The following is a 17289-nucleotide window of genomic DNA, read 5'->3' on the forward strand; positions in this document are numbered from 1 at the left end:
GCGCGCGCCGATCTCAATGCCAATCGCGGCAACCGGCCCAAGCTGACCATGCTGCCGCTGATGATCGTCGCGATCTGCAAGTCGATCCCCGACTTCCCGATGATCAACGCGCGCTATGATGACGAGGCGGGCGTGGTGACGCGCCACGGTTCGATCCATCTCGGCATGGCGACCCAGACGCCGGCCGGCCTGATGGTGCCGGTGATCCGCGACGCGCAGGACCTGAACGTCTGGCAACTCGCCAGCGAGATCGGCCGGCTCGCCGAGGCAGCACGCACGGGCAAGGCGAAGAGCGAGGAGCTCAGCGGCTCGACGCTCACCATCACCTCGCTCGGGCCGCTCGGCGGCATCGCGACGACACCGGTGATCAACCGGCCAGAGGTCGCGATCATCGGCCCGAACAAGATCGTCGAGCGCCCCGTCTTCCGCGGCGACGACATCGTCCGTGCCAAGCTGATGAACCTCTCGATCAGCTGCGATCACCGCGTCGTCGATGGGTGGGATGCGGCAAGTTACGTCCAGGCGCTCAAGAAATATCTCGAGACGCCAGTGCTGCTCTTCGCCGACTGAGCATGTCGAACCGCCTCGTCCCGGGGTCGATCGAGGCGCAGCAGCGCACGCTCGTGATGGGCGTGGTGCTCGCCCTGCCGGTCGCCATCGGGCTGTGGTTTTTCCTCGACCGGTCGCTGCCGCCGATCCCCGGCATGGCGACCCAGACGGCGCGCTTCTTCTTCGCGCTCCATTGCGTCGGCATCGCGACCCTGCTCGCTTTGCTGCCGGGCATCGAGGCGGTCGCGCACGAACGGCTGGTGACCCGGGCGATCGATCCGCTGGCCGGGGCCGAATCGCGCCGGATGCGGATCAACCGGCAATATGTGCAGAACACGATCGAGCAGCTCTGGCTGTTCGTGCCCGGCCTGCTGATGCTCGCCGTCCAGGCGCGCGATGGCGCATCGATGCGCGCGGTGGTGGCCTGCACCTTCGTCTGGGTGCTCGCGCGCTGGATATTCTGGATCGGCTATCTCTTCGCCCCGCGCTTCCGCTCGGCCGGGCTGGTCGGGATGGTGCAGAGCATGATGGTGCTGCTCTATTGCGTCGGGCGTTTCGGCTATCTCTGGCTCGGCTGGTGGGGCGCCGTCGCACTGCTCGCGCCTTTCGTCCTGGCGGAATTGTTCATCGTTTCCATGTTGCGCTGGGAACATTGGCGAGCGCAGGACGAAGAGGTCTGAGCAGGCCGCCGATGTGCCGGGGCCGACTGTGAGCCGGGCCCGCGGCATTGGCGATGTCGATCCTATGGCCGCCGCAACAGCGACACGGTGCCGTGCCCGCCATCGGCGCAGACGCTGACCACCGCCCAGGTCCCGCTAGGCTTGTCCCACAGCTCCTTCACCGCCTGGCTCAGGTCGCGCGCGCCGGTCGCGGCGAAGGGGTGGCCGATCGCCACCGACCCGCCATTCGGATTGACCCGATCCCAGGGGAAGGGGCCGAAATCGAAGTCGACACCGGCGCGGTCGCGCGTCCAGCCCGGCTTCTCCAGCGCGGCGACATTGGCGAGGACCTGCGCGGAGAATGCCTCGTGGATCTCCCACAGGGCGACATCCTCGTAGCGCAGGCCATGCCGCGCGAGCAGGCGGGGGATCGCGAAGCTCGGCGCCATCAGCAGCCCGTCCTCGGCATGGTCGACCGCGGCGGTCTCGTGATCGACCAGTTCGGCATGGAAGATGCCCTCGGGCAGCTTCTTCAGTCCCGCCTCGGTCGCGACCCAGCAGGCGGCGGCGCCATCGGTGATCGGCGAGCTGTTGCCCGCGGTCAGCGTGCCCTTGCCGCTCGTCTTGTCGAAAGCGACGGGCAGGGTGGCGAGCTTCTCCGCCGAGGTGTCGGCGCGCGGATTGGCGTCGCGGCTGATCTCGGGCAGCGGGATGACCAGGTCATCGAAGAACCCGTTCTCCCATCCGGCGACGGCGCGCTGGTGGCTCTTTAGCGACCAGGCATCCTGCGCTTCGCGGCTGATCTCCCAGATCTGCGCCGTCTCTTCCATGTGATCGCCCATGGTCCGCCCGGTGATGCGGTTGGCGAAACCCTTGATCGGCAACACCAGGTCGTTCGGGGTCAGCGCCTGGAGTGCGGCAAGCGCCTCGGCCGGGTTGGTGCGGAACAGCTTCACGATCCGCTTCGAGGCTTCGAGCTTCAGTCCGATCGGCGGGTTGCTCATCACCTCCGAGCCACCGACCAGCGCCAGATCCTTGTCGCCGCCGAGCATGCCTGCCGCGGCGAACGCCGCGATCATCGAGGTCGAGCAAGCCAGTACCGACGAGAAGGACGGCACGGTCGGGTCGAGCCCGGCGTCGAGCCAGATTTCGCGCCCAATATTGCTCCAGCCAAGGCTCGGGATCACCGTGCCCCATACGAACAGGTCGGGCCGTGCGATCTTCGCCATCGCCTGGGCGACCGGCACCGCCATGGTGATCGCGTCATGATCGGCGAGCGCCCCGCCGCCACGACCGAAAGGTGTTCGAAGACCGGCAGCGATATAGATAGGCTGGGCGTAGCGCTGCATGTCCGGTCTCCTTCGTTTCGCCGTCGATCTGGTCATGCGCCCGGCTCGCCGCAAGCACCCCGTGCCAAGAAGAATTGTTCAACCGATTAGTTGACAATTGTTGCGGCTGAAGTGATATACAACCACATGGTTGAACGACTCGACATCACCTTCGCCGCGCTGGCCGATCCCACCCGCCGCGCCATGCTTGCAAGCCTGTCGAGCGGGGAGCGCAGCATCGGCGAATTGGCTGCACCGCACGCGATGAGTTTCGCCGGCGCGTCGAAGCACGTCCAGGCACTGGAGCGGGCCGGACTGGTCGAACGCCGCAAAGCCGGCAGGCAGCAGCTTTGCCGCCTTAGGGCGGAGCCGCTGCGCGAGGCTCAGGCCTGGCTGCGCCAATGGGAGAAATTCTGGAACGAGCGGCTCGATATCCTCGAAGACCTGCTGAAAGCCGAGAAGGAGAGAACTGAGTGACCAGCCCCGTGATCCTCACCGTCACCCGCGATGTCGATGCGTCGCCTGAGGCGGTGTTCGATGCCTGGCTAGATCCGGCCAAGGCGGCGAAATTCCTGTTCAGGACGCCCGACGGCGAGATGCTGAAGGTCGAGATCGACGCCCGGGTCGGCGGCCACGCACTCGTCGTGGAGCGCCGCGCGTCGGGTGACGCGCATCATCGCCTGAAGTTCGAGGTGATCGATCGCCCCCGCCGCCTCGTCTTCCTCTTCGCCGCCGACCCGGCGGAGGAGGGGCAATGGACCCGCGTGTCGATCGACATCATCGCGAAGGGGCAGGGCGCCACCTTGGCGCTCACTCATGAGATGGACCCCGAATGGGCCGCGTATGAAGACCAGACCCGCAAGGGCTGGACCATGATCCTTGGCAGCCTTGCCGATCTTTTGGAGAAACAGCCATGATTGCCCTCGAAAAGACCGCCCCCGATACCATCCGCCTCGAACGCGTGCTCGACGCGCCGATCGATACGGTCTGGCGTTATCTGGTCGATGCCGATCTGCGCGCCCGGTGGTTCGCCGGCGGTGCGCTCGAGCCGCAGGTCGGCGGCTCGCTCGATCTCGTCTTCAATCACGACAATCTCTCGACCGACGACGTGCCTTATCCCGAGAAATATCGCGAGCATCGGTGCGCTGCCTCGCACGAGCAAGTGACCGCGTTCGAGGCGCCCCATCTGGTCGCCTGGAGCTGGGGCGGCGGCAGAGAGGGCGAAGCCCGATTCGAGTTGACCGCGATGGGTGACAAGACGAGGCTGGTGCTGACTCACAGCGGCATTTCCGGCCCGGCCGGCATGGCCAATTTCGGCGGCGGCTGGCATTCGCACCTTGCGGTGCTGCAGGCGATCTTCGCCGGCGAACCGGTCCGCGATTTCTGGGCGCTCCACGCGAGATCCGAAATCGCGGTCGGAGAGGCACTGGGCGAAGACGCCTGACCGGCCGTTCCGTAGCGTCGGCATGGCCGTGCCGGTCCGGCATCGGAAAGTCGCGCGGTCGATGAACACAGGGTCGATGAAGTCGACCTTTAGGAGAGGGCAGAAAATATCGGATGGCTACTGCGTGTTTTAAGTAGGGCAATTTGAAGGCGCCGAGTTTACCTTCATGAAAATTTGCCGGATAGAGCCAGACTGTAATGTGACAGAATCGATACTGGTTCTGTCTCGGGTTCTGCCGGCAAGGGGGTGCGGATGGTTGCGTCAGAGGTAGGCTTTCGGGCCGGCGTATCCGCCATTCACGCCACCTTCGTCATGGCCGCCATTTCCGACGTGTCCGGCAAATGAGCGTTCCGGGTATCGTCGCTGTCCTTTTGTCGGTCGGCACGCCGATAGGCTCGGAGGGCGTCGCGCCTGCCGCCTCCGAGGCCCCGTTCGCTATCGTTTCCGTCGCTCAAGAGCTGCCCGCTCCGGCTGTGCCGGCTGCTCCGCCGGCGCAGGAACAACCGGTGCCGGCCACGCCAAAGCCGCCCACGGCAGCGACCCCACCGGCCCCGCGCCCGACTGACCAGCGCGGCGATATCGTGGTGACGGCGCGCCCGCACTCCGTCGCCGGGGATCCCCTGCAGCAGATCAATGCCGATTCCTTCGCCGCCACCCAGGCGGTGGACCGCGCCCTGGTCGGTCCGGTGGCGATGACCTACAAGCGTACCGTGCCCAAGCCGATCCGCACCGGCCTGCGCAACGTGCTCAACAATCTGCGGGAACCGGTGGTGTTCCTGAACTTCCTGCTTCAGCTGAAGCCGGGCAAGGCGGTCGAGACGGTCGGCCGCTTCTCGGTCAATTCCACCGTGGGAGTCGGCGGGCTGATCGACGTCGCGAAGAACAAGCCGTTCAACCTGCCGCGTCGCCCGAACGGCTTCGCCAACACCATGGGCTATTATGGCGTGAAGCCGGGCCCGTTCCTATTCATGCCGCTGATCGGGCCGACGACTCTGCGCGATCTCATCGGCGGCGGGGTCGATCGGCTCGTGTTGCCGCTCTCCGTGGGAGCGCCCTTCACCAAGGCCTATTATTCGATCCCGACCGGCATCCTTAGCGCGGTCGATTATCGCGCCGAGTTCGACGACCAGCTCAACAAGCTGCGCGAGGATTATCCCGATCCCTATGCGGCCGCGCGCGCTTATTATCTGAACCGGCGCCAGGCCGAGATCGACGCGCTACATGCGATGGGGCACACCAAGGGCAGCACACCGCCCAGGCCAGCCATTACGCCGGTCGAGGCTGTCTTTCCGCAGGCCAGGCCGGCGCCGGGTTCGGCACCCGCGCCCGCTCCGGCGGACGATCCTCAGGCGCCGATACCGGCCGATCATCCCGAGGCCGCACCGGCCCATCCATAACCTGGTGTCATGGCGTCGGGCAGGCGCCACTCGGACGGATCTCGCTCAGACGATCTCGAACAGTCCCGCCGCGCCCATGCCGCCGGCGGTGCACATCGACACCACGACCCAGCGGACGCCGCGCTTGCGCCCCTCGACCAGCGCATGGCCGACCAGCCGCGATCCGGTCATGCCGAAGGGATGTCCCACCGCGATCGCGCCGCCATTGACGTTATATTTCTCAGGATCGATGCCGAGGTGATCGCGGCAATAGAGGCACTGGCTGGCGAACGCCTCATTCAGTTCCCACAAGCCGATATCCGCCACCGACAGCCCGGCCCGCGCCAGCAGCTTGGGGATGGCGAAGACCGGCCCGATACCCATTTCGTCCGGCCCGCAACCCGCAGCCTGGAAACCGCGATAGATGCCCAGGATATCCTTGCCCTCGGCCTCGGCCGTGGCCCGGTCCATCAGGATCTGCGCCGACGCGCCGTCGGATAGCTGGCTCGCATTGCCGGCGGTCACGTTCGATCCCGGCCCGGTGAATTCGCCGCCCGGCCATACCGTCTTGAGCCCGCGCAACGCCTCGACCGTGGTGCCCGGCCTGATGCCCTCGTCCTGGCTGACCGTTACCGTCTCGGTCCCGGTCCTGTTGCCTTCCTTGTCGAACAACGCCTTCTCGACCGTGATCGGTGCGATCTCCTCCCGGAAGGCGTCCTTTTCGAGACCCGCTGCGGCGCGCTGCTGGCTCTGCGCGCCGTATGCGTCCTGCGCGTCGCGGCTGATGCCATATCGCTCGGCGACGATCTCGGCCGTTTCGATCATCGGAATATAGGCGGCCGGCTCGTGTGCGATCACCGATTTGTTGACGAAGCGCGGCGCGTCCTTGGTCACGGTCAGGCTGATCGATTCCATGCCCCCCGCCAGCGCCACATCGATCTCGTCGCACATGATCGATCGTGCCGCGAGCGCCACCGCGGTCAGCCCCGACCCGCATTTCCGGTCGAGCGAGAACGCCGGCACGCTTTCCGGCAGCCCGCCGGCGAAGATCGCCATGCGCCCGGCATTGCCGCCTTGCGTGCCCCATTGATTGCCCACGCCCCAGAACAGCTCGTCGATTCGCGCGGGATCGATCCCGGCGCGCTCCACCGCCGCGTTCATCACATGCCCCGCCAGCACCGGCGCCTCGGTGATGTTGAACGCACCGCGATACGCCTTGCCGATTGGGGTGCGGGCTGTGGCGACAATGGCGGCTTCACGCATCAGGTTACCTTTCGAGGATCGGGTATGGTCGAACGCTCTAAGCTGGCTTGCAGGATTTTGAAAGGCTGCGCGTCTGCACAATTTCTCCACATGCAGCGGATGAGGAGTCGATGGCCCTCGCCTAAACCCCAACGGTCACCCGGGACATGTTCCGGCATGACGGAAGGAAAGAGCGCAGTTGACCGCCACACCCGCAGGACCACAATGAAACCCATGAGTCACCGCATTCTCGTCGTCGACGACGATCCCCATATCCGCGAGCTGCTCGTCTTCGCGCTCGGCAAGGCCGGCATGCGGCCGAGCGAGGCGGCTGATGGCGAGGAAGCGTTCGAGGCAATCGGCCGTGAGGTGCCGGATCTGATGGTGCTCGATATCAACATGCCGCGCCTCAACGGGCTCGACCTGTGCCGCAGGCTGCGTGGTGCCGGTGGGGCGGGGGCGCAACTGCCGATCCTGTTCCTCTCCTCCCGCGACGACGAGATCGACCGTATCGTCGGCATTGAGATCGGCGGCGACGATTATGTCGTGAAACCCTTCTCGCCGCGCGAGGTGGTCGCCCGCGTCGGTGCCATCCTCAAGCGCGGCGCGCCCCCGCCCGAGCCCGAGGCTGTGACCCGTAACCGGCTGACCCTCGATACCGACGGCTGGGAAGCCAGATGGGACGGGACGCCCGTGCCGCTCACCGCCACCGAGTTCCAGCTGCTGCTGCTGCTCGCCGCCAATCCGACCAAGGTCTATACCCGCGACGCGATCATCGATCGGCTGCACGGTCCGGGTTTCGCCATTACCGACCGAACCATCGACAGCCATGTCCGCAACTTGCGCGCCAAGTTCGACTCGACGAACATGATCGAGACCCGAGCCGGCATAGGATACCGGATCGGCACCTGCGATTGATCGCTGCGCTCAAGAATGTCGCCAAGGCGCACTGGCCGAAGCTCAGGCTGCGCTCGATCCTTCTCGGTACCTTGCTGTTCGTCGCGGCGTTGCCCGGTGTCGCTGCGCTTTTCCTGCGCGTCTATGAGAACACCATCGTCCAGCAGACCGAAGCGGAGCTGATCTCGCAGAGCGTCGTGCTCGCCTCCGCCTATAAATCAGCCTGGCGGAACGGCGTGCCCGATACCGCCCGGCGCTATCTCGCGCCCGAGATCCCGACGATCGATCTGCGCACCATGCCTGTCCTGCCGCCGCGCCCGGCCGAGACCCGGCGCGGCATGCCCGATCGCCATGCCGCGGCGGTCGCCCGTATCCTGATGCCGATGGCGAGCGACGCGGCGGCGGTGACCCTGACCGCGACCCGCCTGCTCGACGCGAACGGCATCGTCGTGCTCGGTCGCGACGATGTGATGCTGAACTACGATAATCTGCCCGAGGTTCGCACCGCGCTGGCCGGCAGCCCGCGCACGGTGCTGCGCGAGCGCAGCCGCTATGAGGCTCGGAGCTGGCTTGCCTTGTTCAGCCGCGCCTATGCGATCCGGGTCCACCATGCCCGGCCCGTGATCGATCAGGGCAGGGTGATCGGCGTTGTCATGGTGTCGCGCACCCCGCGCGGACTGTTCGTCGGCCTCTACCAGGATCGCGGCAAGATCGCGCTTGGCATCGCCCTGATCTTCATGACCCTGCTGGTGCTGGTCGCCCTGCTCTCGCGCGGTATCGCCCGGCCGATCGACGCGCTGGCCCGGGCAAGCGAGGATATCGCCCGCGGGCGGGTAACCGTGCCCGAGACACCCGTCACCGCCGCGATCGAGATCGCCGTGCTCTACGACAATTTCCGCGCGATGGCCGACCGGATCGAACGCCGCTCGCGGTATCTGAAGGATTTCGCGGCGGCGGTCAGCCACGAATTCAAAACCCCGATCGCCGGCATCCGCGGCGCGCTCGAACTGCTCGACGAGCACGGCGAGGAGATGAGCGAGGAGGAGCGCCGTCGCTTCATCGCAAATGCCTCCGCCGACGCGGAAAGGCTGTCGCGCCTCGTCCAGCGGTTGCTCGATCTCGCTCGCGCCGACATGGCGAGCATCGATGCCGGCGCCCGCGCGGACATCGTCGCTTCGGTGCGGCGCGTGGCGGATTCCTTCCGCTCGGATCGCTTTACGGTCGAGGTCGTCGCGGCCGAGGCTCCGATGGCGAAGATCACGCCCGAAGTGGTCGAGACCCTGCTCGAGACGCTGGTCGAGAACAGCCGCCAGGCCGGTGCGGACCAGGTGACCGTGCGGATCGAGCTGGCGGACGGGGACGTGCTGCTCTGGGTGACCGATGACGGCCCCGGCATCGCGACCGCCGATCTGGAGCGCATCTTCGAGCCCTTCTTCACTGGCCGGCGCGAGACTGGCGGGGCAGGCCTCGGCCTCGCCATCGCCCGCTCGCTGCTCGCGGCGACCGGCGGGACGATCGTGGCGAAGGAAGTCCCCGCCGGCGCATGTTTCCGGCTGAAGCTGCCGGTGGCGTGATCGTCTTTGAGACCCGCGCCATTGCCCGCCCGTCACCCCGGACTTGTTCCGGGGGCCATGGTTCCGCATACGCAACCGCCGTCGTGCGCGGGGAACCATGGATGCCGGAACAAGTCCGGCATGATGAACGAAGAAGCGGATGACCAAAGCCCAACCCTACGACACCATCATCCTCGGCGCCGGCGCCGCCGGCATGATGTGTGCGCTCACCGCCGGCCAGCGCGGACAGCGGGTGCTGCTGCTCGATCACGCCGACGAACCCGGCAAGAAGATCCTCATCTCGGGCGGCGGTCGCTGCAACTTCACCAACATCAACACGGCGCCCGACCGCTATCTCTCGGCCAACCCGCATTTCGCCAAGTCGGCGCTCGGCCGTTACTCGGCGCAGGACTTTGTCGACCTGGTCGATCGCCACGGCATAAAGTGGCACGAAAAGACCCTCGGCCAGCTCTTCTGCGACGGCTCGGCGAAACAGATCGTCGCCATGCTGCTCGACGAATGCGATGCGGGCAACGTCACCATCGGCCTTGGCCAGCCGATCCGTGAGGTCGATCATGCCGATGGCCGGTACCGGGTCACGTTTGGCGACCGGATTGCCACCGCCCCATCGCTGGTGATCGCGACCGGCGGCCCCTCGATTCCGAAAATGGGCGCGACCGGCTTCGCTTATGATCTGGCGCGTCGATTCGGCCTGAAAGTGGTCGAGCCGCGCCCCGCCCTGGTTCCCTTCACGCTGGGCGGCGAGGAAATTCTGTTCCGTTCGCTCTCCGGTGTTGCTGCGGAGGTGGTAGCCCGCTGTGGCAAGACGGCCTTCCGCGAGGCGGCCCTGTTCACCCATAAAGGCCTGTCAGGCCCGGCGATCCTGCAGATATCCTCCTATTGGCGCCACGGCGAGGCGATCGGCATCGATTTCCTGCCCGATCTCAAGCCGGCCTGGCTGGCCGAGGCAAAACGCGCCAACCCGCGTACGGTGTTCCGTAAGCTGCTCGCTGCGCATCTTCCGGCGCGCCTTGCCGAAACGCTCGCCGACCGGCTTGGGGTGGAAGGCGAACTCGGCACCCAGACCGACAAGCGCCTCGACGAAGTCGCCCGGCACCTCACCGACTGGCGCTTCACCCCCAACGGTACCGAAGGCCTGGCCAAGGCCGAGGTCGTCGCCGGCGGCATCGCCACCGACGGCCTGTCCTCGCAGACGATGGAGGCGCGGAAAGTCCCCGGCCTCTACGCGATCGGCGAGGCGGTCGACGTCACCGGCTGGCTCGGCGGCTATAATTTCCAATGGGCCTGGGCCAGCGGCTGGGCGGCCGGTCAGGTGGTCTAGAGTTTGACCTTACGGAAGGAAGCCCGCGATTCCGTCATGCCGGACTTGTTCCGGCATCCACCGGGCCGCAGAAGCAGAAGCCTGTTGGTACGCGGCACGGTAGACCCCGAAACAGTCCGGGCTGACGGTTCAGATCAGAGGATTCAGGCTCCGGTAGAGCCACTCACCCGTAGGAGCGGGGCAAAAGGGGATCAGGCAGCCAGCTCCCACCGGCTCCGCCCGCCGCGCTTCGCCGCGTACAGTGCCTCGTCGGCCCGGCACACCAACTCGCGCAGCGACACGGCGCCGTCCTCGGTGCACGACACGCCGACACTCGCTCCGATATGCGCGAAGCTGCCATCGACCTCATACACGGTGCCCAGCTGCTTCACGATCCGCGCCGCGGTCTTTTCGGCCAGGGCGCGGTCGGCACGGTGCATGATGATGCCGAACTCGTCGCCGCCGACCCGGGCGACGAAATCGCCATCGCGGATCTGGCGCGGAAGGCGCCGCCCGACCTCTGCCAGCACCATGTCGCCTGCCTTGTGGCCGAGCCGGTCGTTGACATGCTTGAAACGGTCGAGATCGACCAGCAACAGGCATGTCCCGCGCCCGATCGGCCCCGCCAGCGCCTCCTCGAAGCCGCGCCGGTTGTGCAGGCCGGTCAGGTGATCGGTGACGGCCAGTTCCCGCAGCCTGGCGTTGGCGTCCTGCAATGCCTGACGCGCCTGCATTCGTTCGGTCAGGTCGACCACCTCGGAGATGAAGTCGATCGGCGCACGATGCTCGTCGCGCACCACCGTGGCGGTCATCAACACGTGCACGACGCTGCCGTCCTTGTGGAGATAACGCTTCTCCATCTGATAGCTGTCGCGCTCGTCGCGCATCACCTCCTCGAACAGGTGCAGATCGGCGCGGATGTCGTGCGGATGGGTGAAGTCGGCGAAATGCATGCCCGCCAGTTCGCCCGGTGCATAGCTAAGCAACGCGGCGAAGGGCGCATTAACGTCGACGCAGATGCCCGTCACGTCGACGATCGCCTTGCCCGTCGCCGCCGCGTGGAATGCCGCCTTGAACATCTGCCGGCTGGTGCGGAGCTCCCGCTCCAGCGCGCCGACATCATCATCCGTCATAGTCCCCGATCCTGCAGTCTGACCGCGGAATTCCTCCGCTTTGGAGGAAATCCTATACTGCGCGGGTTAACGAGTGGTGGTTGTTGGCATGGCAAGTGTCATTTCTGGCAGGCAACGATCGCCGCGATGACGGAGAGCGTTTCCTGCGGATCGCGCACCTTCACCGTATCCAGCCCTAGCTCCTTGGCGGGATAATCGTTGCCGCCCGGGAAGATCGCGTCGCCGATGAACATCATCGAATCCAGCTCGATCCCGCTCGCGTCGCGCAGTTTCTTCAGGCCGTACGCCTTGTCCACGCCCTCGCGGGTGATATCGATCGAGGTCGCGCCGCCCATGTTGATCGACAGTCCGGGCAGGCGCTTGCGCAAATCGGCCTGGATCACCTTGCGCTTGGCGAAATCCGGGTCCCAATGTTCCTTGGCGTCGAGCGGTGCCTGCTGGCCCAGCGCCGAAAAGGTGATCTGGCTGCCGCGATCCTCGATCCGTTCGCCCCAGGTCTTTTCGGGGACGAAGCCGGTCGCCTTCAGCGAAGCGTCGAACGCCTCGAAGATCGCCTTTTTCTGGGAGTCGTCGAACAGCTCGGCATAAACGGCGTACCATTTAGCGTCGTAGCGATAGAGCTTGGTACCGGTCGTCGGCATCAGCCACAGACGCGTCAGGTCGGCACGGGCAGGCAGCCGGCTTGCCACCTGCTTCTCGAACTGCGGCCAGTCCCCGCCCGAGATGACCGCGACATGCGCCACGCCGAGCAGGTCGGCCAGGGCCTCGCCCATCGGCTCCTGCAGGGGCTGCTTGCTTTCGGCGAGCGTGCCATCGAGGTCGAAGGCGACCAGTTGCTTCATGCGCTGCTCCTGTGGGGAAGAGGTGAGGGTGGCCGCCGTATGGCCTGACCGCGTGCAATCGCCCGACCCGTCCGGAAGTTCCCGAACGGTTTCCTGCGCCCTCTCCGGGAACCGTTATGGAGTCGCATCGTTTCTCCAGGAACAACGGGGGGCATCATGTCGTCGCAGAATTCCTTCACCTGGTCCGGTCGGACTCAAGCGGGCCTCGGCCTGTTCGCTGCCTCGCTGATCTTCCTCGCTTTTGCCGCGCCCAATATGGTGGCGATCGCCTTCGCGGTCGGGGCGGGGGCGTGCCTCGCCCTGTTCGGCATCACCGGCGCGCGGCTGCTGCTGACGGCGCTGACCCTGTTGATGCTTTCCGTCACGGCGGTCGGGTTGTTCGTTGCGCTGGTGCTTGGCAGCTATGTGCTGCTGCCCGTCGCGCTGGCGCAGATCGTGGCGGTTTCGCTGGTCGAAGGCCGGCCGGATGACGACCGGACCGGCGACCGGGCGCACGGTGCCGGGCTTCTCTCGGCCCGGAAGCGGCAGCGTATCTGACCCATTTCGTCATGGGCGTGCTTTAATCCGGATTATCTGCTACGGCCCCGCTTTGCCGCGACGACGCGTGCCCCCATATCCGGAATATCATGCCCTTCTCAACGCTGCCCACGCTTCTCGCCGAAGCGCTCTCCGCCCGTGGTTACGCCGCGCCCACCCCCGTGCAAGCCGCGGTGATCCAACCCGAAGCCGAGGGCCGTGACATGATCGTCTCGGCGCAGACCGGCTCCGGCAAGACGGTCGCCTTCGGCCTCGCCATCGCTCCCCAGCTTCTCGGCGAGGAAGGCACGCTGCCCCCGGCGCGCGCGCCGCTCGCCCTCGCCATCGCGCCGACTCGCGAACTCGCGCTGCAGGTCAGCCGTGAACTTGCCTGGCTCTACGAAAAGGCCGGCGCGAAGATCGCCACCTGCGTCGGCGGCATGGATGCGTCGAGCGAACGCCGTGCCCTGTCGCGCGGTGCGCATATCGTCGTCGGCACGCCCGGCCGCCTGCGCGACCATATCGAACGCGGCGCGCTCGATCTCGGCGCGCTCAAGGCCGTCATCCTCGACGAAGCCGACGAGATGCTCGACATGGGGTTCCGCGAGGATCTGGAGCAGATCCTCGACGCGACGCCGGATCAGCGCCGCACCTTGCTGTTCTCGGCGACCATGCCCAAGCCGATCGTTGCCCTCGCCAAGCGCTATCAGCGCGATGCGCTGCGCATCTCCACCGTCGGTGAGGATCGCGGCCATGGCGACATCAGCTATCAGGCGGTCACCGTCGCCCCGGCCGATATCGAGAATGCGGTGGTGAACCTGCTGCGTCTGCACGAAGCCGAATCGGCGATGCTGTTCTGCGCGACGCGCGATAATGTCCGCCATCTCCATGCCAGCCTGGTCGAGCGCGGCTTCGCCGCGGTCGCGCTGTCGGGCGAGCATACCCAGAACGAACGCAACGCCGCGATGCAGGCACTGCGCGACAAGCGCGCCCGGGTCTGCGTCGCGACCGATGTCGCCGCACGCGGCATCGATCTGCCGTCGCTAAGCCTGGTCGTCCATGTCGAGCTGCCGCGCGATGCCGAGACGCTTCAGCACCGTTCGGGCCGCACCGGTCGCGCGGGCAAGAAGGGCACGGCGGTCCTGATCGTCCCGTTCCAGCGCAAGCGCCGGGTCGAGATGATGCTGCGCGGCGCGCGCATCGCGGTGGAGTGGGTCAATGCGCCCACCGCCGACGATATCCGCAAGGCCGATCGTACCCGCCTGATGGAAATGCTGCTCGAGACGATCGAAGTCGACGACGACGACCGCGCGCTCGCGGCGACGCTGATGGAGCAGAAGTCGCCAGAGGATATCGCGGCGGCTTTGGTGAAGACCTATCGCGCGCGCCTGCCCGCGCCGGAAGAGATGCTGACCCAGGGGTCTGCTCAGCCGGAGGGCAGGGAGCATCATCGTGAGGGCTTCGACGATATCGTCTGGTTCCGCATGGACATCGGCCGTCGTCAGAACGCCGATCCGCGCTGGATTCTGCCGCTGATCTGCCGTCGCGGGCACATCACCAAGAACGAGGTAGGCGCGATCCGCATCGGTCCGAACGAGACGGCGTTCCAGATTCCCCGCGCCATCGCCGGCAAGTTCATGGCCTCGGTCAAGCGTACCGTCGGCGAAGAAGCCGAGGGCGGCGTCCAGTTCGAGGTGATGGAAGGCGGCCCGCAACAGGCCACCCGCGAGCCGCGCCGCCACAACGGTCCGGCGCCGGTGCGCCATCAGCCGCGCCCGACCTTGCGCAAGCGGCCCCGGACCTGACGGCTTGTCGTTGCCCCGGAACCGGTCCGGGGTAACGGTGCGGAAATCGGCAATTTTGCAGTTCCAGCGCGCGGCAAATCGCTCTAGGGCGCGCCGATGAGCAAATCAGCCACCGACGTGATGCAGGACATCGTCTTTTCCGCCATCATCGATTCGATCGCTGCGCTGAAGGCAGCGTCGAAGGGTGTACCCAACACGCTGCTGCGCGATCTGAACTCGGTGCATGCGAACACCACGCTCGCCGATCTGCCCCCGGAGCTCCAGGCGGCGATCGCGACGAACGTGCGCGCCGCATTCACCCGGCTGCTCAAGGAAGGCTATAATGTCGCGCCGGCCGGTTCGACCGCCCCGCGCACCGCGCCACCACCGCCGCGCCCGGTTTCGCGCGATGCCCAGCGACACCGCCGCCCGCCGGCCCCCGCGCCCAAGCCCGGCGGTAACGACCCGACCAAGCCCCGCGGCCCGCGCCCGAACCGTCCGCCCAAGCCGCGCGGCTAAACATTCCTCCTCGCGAGCGGGGAGGGATGAAACTGCCAATTATCGGGAAGAGATGACTAGGCCGGGAGGATCACCCCCCGGCCTAACCCGCTGCCAGCAGATGTGAGCCCACAGGCAGGAGAGACTATAGATTGGGTCGACCCGGTGGTTTTTCAAATTTCGTAATTCCCCCTATCGCCCGCCGACGGACGCGTGCCCGATGCCCGGGCCCCTATGGCTGGCATTGCGAAGAGCCCGGATCGACCTTAGGGCACCCGGCATGACCGCACCGAAACCCAAAGACTGGATCATGGCGATCGCCCCCTATGTGCCGGGGCGTTCCACCACCGATGCCGGCGCGCCGATTGCCAAGCTCTCGTCGAACGAGAATCCGCTCGGCACCAGCGAGCAGGCACGCGACGCCTTTTCCGCGCATGTCGGCGATCTCTACCGCTATCCGGACGCGAGCGCGGCGGAACTGCGCGAGGCGATCGGGGCCTATCACGATCTCGATCCCGCCCGGATCATCTACGGCACCGGCTCGGACGAAGTGCTCCATCTGGCGGCGGGCGCCTATGCCGGCCCGGGCGACGAGGTGATCTTCGTCCATTATGGTTTCGCGGTGTACGAGATCGCGACGCGCCGCGTCGGTGCCACCCCGGTGGTTGCGCCGGACAAGGACTATGCGACCGACGTCGATGCGATTCTCGCCTGCGTCACGCCCAACACGCGGGTCGTGTTCATCGCCAACCCGAACAACCCGACCGGCACCTATGCGCCGCGTGGCGAAATCCTGCGCCTCCACGCCAATCTGCCGTCGGACGTGATGCTGGTGATCGACCAGGCCTATTCCGAATATCTCACGCCTGAAGAGGATGACGGCGGGCTCGATCTCGCGCGCCACGCGCCGAACGTGATCGTCACGCGCACCTTCTCCAAGATCCATGGCCTCGCCGCGGAGCGGATCGGATGGGGTTACGGCTCGGCCGAGGCGGTCGCCGCGATGCACCGCATCCGCGCGCCCTTCTGCATCACCACGGCGGGCCAGAAGGCCGCGATCGCTGCGCTGACCGCGACCGACTTCATCGAGCATAGCCGCACCCACAATATCCGGTGGCGCGCCTGGCTCGCGGACGAGATCGCCAAGCTCGGCAATGCGGGCCTGCGCGTCGTGCCGAGTCACGCGAACTTCCTGCTCGTCCTGTTCGAAGGCGCGCTGACCGCCGAGGTCGCGTACCGCCAACTGATGGAACGCGGCATCATCGTGCGCTGGCTGCCGGGGCAGGGCCTTGCCCAGGGACTGCGCATGACGATCGGCACCGAGGAGGAAACCCGCGTGCTCGCCGAGGCGTTGCGCGAGATCGTCGCCCTGGAGAACTGAGGGGCGGACATCGCCAGTCTGGAGTCGAGATGAGCTATCTCCAACGATATCTGGTCGGCGATCACGAGGCCGTCTGGGCTGAGCTTGGTGCCCTCGATCCCGGGACATGTGAACCGAATGTCGTCGCCGATGCCGAGGCGGTCGCGACGGTCACCATGGAGCGCGTGGCGATCAACATCGATCGCCTCATCGATCGTCTGACGGCTCGCGGCTATTCCTTCGGAGTCTATCCGGACGGTGAGGCCGTGCCGGGTTTCCGCACACCGCGCACGAAGCCCCATGCCGGCATGATGCCCGAGGCTCTGGCCGTGCATGAGGAATTCGGCCCGTTGCCATTGTCGCTTCGGGCATTCTGGCAAATCGTGGGAGAGGTGAATCTGGTCGGCCGGGCGCCGGACAACGGACTGCCGGCCTATTCGGACCCCTTGTCGGTAGACGGGCCATCGCCTGGACTTGTCGAGCCGGCAGACGAATCCGGTGCGGAAGGCGGCTTCCTTTGTTGGATAGCGCCCGACGTACTGCACAAGGACAATGTCAGCGGTGGGGCGCCTTATGCGATCCATCTTCCCGATGGCGGGTTCGACGCGCTTCTTCAGGACGAATGGCACAATACGACCTTTGTCGCCTATCTGCGGATCGCGATACTGGAATGGGGCGGGTTTCCGGGATTGTCGGAGCAGAATCCGCATCACGAATGGCGCCGTGATCAGATCGCCGCTCCCTGGGTGAAAGAGCTCGCCTATGACCTCATCGCCTTCTAGCCGCC

18 protein-coding genes are annotated in these 17289 nt (G+C 66.3%); 14 read left to right on the forward strand and 4 right to left on the reverse strand.

From position 1 onward, the window contains the following. Both AC1DT7_RS22630 and AC1DT7_RS22635 read left to right on the forward strand, forming a co-directional pair. Nucleotides 1-570 (forward strand): dihydrolipoamide acetyltransferase family protein (locus AC1DT7_RS22630; RefSeq protein WP_478038433.1); only part of this gene is annotated, 570 nt, incomplete at its 5' end. 2 nt (nt 571-572) lie between these two features. Beyond that, nucleotides 573-1229, forward strand: a complete 657-nt coding sequence (locus AC1DT7_RS22635) for an MAPEG family protein (RefSeq protein ID WP_478038434.1) — start codon at nt 573-575, stop codon at nt 1227-1229. A gap of 62 nt (nt 1230-1291) precedes the next feature. Here AC1DT7_RS22635 and AC1DT7_RS22640 read toward each other — a convergent pair whose 3' ends face one another. After that, the gene (locus tag AC1DT7_RS22640; RefSeq protein ID WP_478038435.1) at nt 1292-2557 is read right to left on the reverse strand and encodes a thiolase family protein; all 1266 of its coding nucleotides are present in this window, start codon (nt 2555-2557) and stop codon (nt 1292-1294) included. A 126-nt stretch (nt 2558-2683) separates the two neighbouring features. Here AC1DT7_RS22640 and AC1DT7_RS22645 point away from each other — a divergent pair, with 126 nt between their 5' ends. The 4 genes from AC1DT7_RS22645 (at nt 2684) to AC1DT7_RS22660 (ending at nt 5377) form a co-directional block, all read left to right on the forward strand. Beyond that, the gene (locus tag AC1DT7_RS22645) at nt 2684-3013 is read left to right on the forward strand and encodes an ArsR/SmtB family transcription factor (RefSeq protein ID WP_478038436.1); all 330 of its coding nucleotides are present in this window, start codon (nt 2684-2686) and stop codon (nt 3011-3013) included. Then, the gene (locus AC1DT7_RS22650) at nt 3010-3453 is read left to right on the forward strand and encodes an SRPBCC family protein (RefSeq protein ID WP_478038437.1); all 444 of its coding nucleotides are present in this window, start codon (nt 3010-3012) and stop codon (nt 3451-3453) included. The genes AC1DT7_RS22645 and AC1DT7_RS22650 overlap by 4 nt, the downstream gene beginning before the upstream one ends. Continuing rightward, nucleotides 3450-3980, forward strand: a complete 531-nt coding sequence (locus AC1DT7_RS22655; RefSeq protein ID WP_478038438.1) for an SRPBCC family protein — start codon at nt 3450-3452, stop codon at nt 3978-3980. The genes AC1DT7_RS22650 and AC1DT7_RS22655 overlap by 4 nt, the downstream gene beginning before the upstream one ends. Nucleotides 3981-4486: 506 nt before the next feature. Continuing rightward, nucleotides 4487-5377, forward strand: coding sequence for an MlaA family lipoprotein (locus AC1DT7_RS22660; RefSeq protein WP_478038439.1), 891 nt, complete (start codon nt 4487-4489; stop codon nt 5375-5377). 45 nt (nt 5378-5422) lie between these two features. Here AC1DT7_RS22660 and AC1DT7_RS22665 read toward each other — a convergent pair whose 3' ends face one another. Then, the gene (locus AC1DT7_RS22665) at nt 5423-6619 is read right to left on the reverse strand and encodes an acetyl-CoA C-acyltransferase (protein ID WP_478038440.1); all 1197 of its coding nucleotides are present in this window, start codon (nt 6617-6619) and stop codon (nt 5423-5425) included. 213 nt (nt 6620-6832) lie between these two features. Between AC1DT7_RS22665 and AC1DT7_RS22670 the strand changes: the two genes are divergently transcribed. From AC1DT7_RS22670 to AC1DT7_RS22680, 3 genes are all read left to right on the forward strand, one after another. After that, nucleotides 6833-7516, forward strand: a complete 684-nt coding sequence (locus AC1DT7_RS22670) for a response regulator transcription factor (RefSeq protein WP_478038441.1) — start codon at nt 6833-6835, stop codon at nt 7514-7516. Then, complete coding sequence (locus AC1DT7_RS22675; protein WP_478038442.1) at nt 7513-9069, forward strand: sensor histidine kinase; 1557 nt, start codon at nt 7513-7515, stop codon at nt 9067-9069. Before AC1DT7_RS22670 ends, AC1DT7_RS22675 begins: the two co-directional genes overlap by 4 nt. A 139-nt stretch (nt 9070-9208) precedes the next feature. After that, nucleotides 9209-10390, forward strand: coding sequence for a BaiN/RdsA family NAD(P)/FAD-dependent oxidoreductase (locus AC1DT7_RS22680; protein WP_478038443.1), 1182 nt, complete (start codon nt 9209-9211; stop codon nt 10388-10390). 191 nt (nt 10391-10581) lie between these two features. Here AC1DT7_RS22680 and AC1DT7_RS22685 read toward each other — a convergent pair whose 3' ends face one another. Together AC1DT7_RS22685 and AC1DT7_RS22690 are read right to left on the reverse strand one after the other, a co-directional pair. Further along, complete coding sequence (locus AC1DT7_RS22685) at nt 10582-11502, reverse strand: GGDEF domain-containing protein (protein WP_478038444.1); 921 nt, start codon at nt 11500-11502, stop codon at nt 10582-10584. Between the two features lie 98 nt (nt 11503-11600). After that, nucleotides 11601-12344, reverse strand: coding sequence for an HAD-IIB family hydrolase (locus AC1DT7_RS22690; protein WP_478038445.1), 744 nt, complete (start codon nt 12342-12344; stop codon nt 11601-11603). Nucleotides 12345-12500: 156 nt separating this feature from the next. Between AC1DT7_RS22690 and AC1DT7_RS22695 the strand changes: the two genes are divergently transcribed. The 5 genes from AC1DT7_RS22695 to AC1DT7_RS22715 all read left to right on the forward strand — a co-directional run bounded on the left by AC1DT7_RS22695 (nt 12501) and on the right by AC1DT7_RS22715 (nt 17284). Continuing rightward, on the forward strand, nt 12501-12881 hold the full coding sequence (locus tag AC1DT7_RS22695; RefSeq protein ID WP_478038446.1) for a hypothetical protein: 381 nt from the start codon (nt 12501-12503) through the stop codon (nt 12879-12881). An 89-nt stretch (nt 12882-12970) separates the two neighbouring features. Next, on the forward strand, nt 12971-14665 hold the full coding sequence (locus AC1DT7_RS22700) for a DEAD/DEAH box helicase (RefSeq protein WP_478038447.1): 1695 nt from the start codon (nt 12971-12973) through the stop codon (nt 14663-14665). A gap of 96 nt (nt 14666-14761) precedes the next feature. Next, complete coding sequence (locus AC1DT7_RS22705; RefSeq protein WP_478038448.1) at nt 14762-15163, forward strand: hypothetical protein; 402 nt, start codon at nt 14762-14764, stop codon at nt 15161-15163. A 259-nt stretch (nt 15164-15422) separates the two neighbouring features. After that, entirely contained in the window at nt 15423-16523 is a 1101-nt protein-coding gene (hisC, locus tag AC1DT7_RS22710) for a histidinol-phosphate transaminase (RefSeq protein WP_478038449.1), read from the forward strand. A 29-nt stretch (nt 16524-16552) separates the two neighbouring features. Then, a complete protein-coding gene (locus tag AC1DT7_RS22715; RefSeq protein WP_478038450.1) occupies nt 16553-17284 on the forward strand; it encodes a hypothetical protein in 732 nt (243 codons plus the stop codon). Nucleotides 17285-17289 lie beyond the last annotated feature (5 nt).

The sequence above is a fragment of the Sphingomonas sp. P3_C6 genome, from assembly GCF_056402595.1.

What these genes read in the sequence shown, in the direction of transcription:
- AC1DT7_RS22640 (WP_478038435.1), bottom strand. Translation starts at nt 2,557, where the DNA reads ATGCAGCGCTACGCCCAGCCTATCTATATCGCTGCCGGTCTTCGAACA.
- AC1DT7_RS22700 (WP_478038447.1), top strand. Translation starts at nt 12,971, where the DNA reads ATGCCCTTCTCAACGCTGCCCACGCTTCTCGCCGAAGCGCTCTCCGCC.
- AC1DT7_RS22655 (WP_478038438.1), top strand. Translation starts at nt 3,450, where the DNA reads ATGATTGCCCTCGAAAAGACCGCCCCCGATACCATCCGCCTCGAACGC.
- AC1DT7_RS22685 (WP_478038444.1), bottom strand. Translation starts at nt 11,502, where the DNA reads ATGACGGATGATGATGTCGGCGCGCTGGAGCGGGAGCTCCGCACCAGC.
- hisC (WP_478038449.1), top strand. Translation starts at nt 15,423, where the DNA reads ATGACCGCACCGAAACCCAAAGACTGGATCATGGCGATCGCCCCCTAT.
- AC1DT7_RS22705 (WP_478038448.1), top strand. Translation starts at nt 14,762, where the DNA reads ATGAGCAAATCAGCCACCGACGTGATGCAGGACATCGTCTTTTCCGCC.
- AC1DT7_RS22715 (WP_478038450.1), top strand. Translation starts at nt 16,553, where the DNA reads ATGAGCTATCTCCAACGATATCTGGTCGGCGATCACGAGGCCGTCTGG.
- AC1DT7_RS22635 (WP_478038434.1), top strand. Translation starts at nt 573, where the DNA reads ATGTCGAACCGCCTCGTCCCGGGGTCGATCGAGGCGCAGCAGCGCACG.
- AC1DT7_RS22665 (WP_478038440.1), bottom strand. Translation starts at nt 6,619, where the DNA reads ATGCGTGAAGCCGCCATTGTCGCCACAGCCCGCACCCCAATCGGCAAG.
- AC1DT7_RS22695 (WP_478038446.1), top strand. Translation starts at nt 12,501, where the DNA reads ATGTCGTCGCAGAATTCCTTCACCTGGTCCGGTCGGACTCAAGCGGGC.
- AC1DT7_RS22670 (WP_478038441.1), top strand. Translation starts at nt 6,833, where the DNA reads ATGAGTCACCGCATTCTCGTCGTCGACGACGATCCCCATATCCGCGAG.
- AC1DT7_RS22680 (WP_478038443.1), top strand. Translation starts at nt 9,209, where the DNA reads ATGACCAAAGCCCAACCCTACGACACCATCATCCTCGGCGCCGGCGCC.
- AC1DT7_RS22690 (WP_478038445.1), bottom strand. Translation starts at nt 12,344, where the DNA reads ATGAAGCAACTGGTCGCCTTCGACCTCGATGGCACGCTCGCCGAAAGC.
- AC1DT7_RS22645 (WP_478038436.1), top strand. Translation starts at nt 2,684, where the DNA reads ATGGTTGAACGACTCGACATCACCTTCGCCGCGCTGGCCGATCCCACC.